This is a genomic window from Bacillus sp. AFS029637 (assembly GCF_002584985.1).
In the GTDB taxonomy this organism is placed as follows: Bacteria; Bacillota; Bacilli; order Bacillales; family Bacillaceae_G; genus Bacillus_A.
This window is the reverse complement of the sequence record NZ_NUPZ01000103.1, coordinates 1-277: the sequence shown is the minus strand read 5'-3', so window position 1 is coordinate 277 and position 277 is coordinate 1. Positions and strand designations below refer to the sequence as shown.

Here is a 277-nt window from a genome sequence, read left to right as displayed (position 1 = left end):
CATCGCTATCAAGCTAAGCTTATGCAAAGTCAATTTTAGGCGAGAATGTTTCTTTTTTCTAAGGGAAAGTGTAGGTAATTTTAAAATTTGCATACGAAATAAACCCTAACGGGTTTCACATTTTTGAATTAAGCGGCTTGATTATTAGACAGGGTACAATTGTAAACGACACCTAATATATCAAAGACCGTTTTTTTCTCATATCGATGAGATTTCCGCCCGTTTTGCTGTAGGAGATTGAACAGGCGAAGTAACACCTTTGATAGCTCTTGGGTGT

General features: G+C 36.8%; 1 pseudogene. It reads right to left on the bottom strand.

From position 1 onward, the window contains the following. Window positions 1–128 precede the first annotated feature (128 nt). A pseudogene (locus tag COE49_RS27090) lies at window positions 129–277 on the bottom strand (IS4 family transposase); the annotation flags it as partial.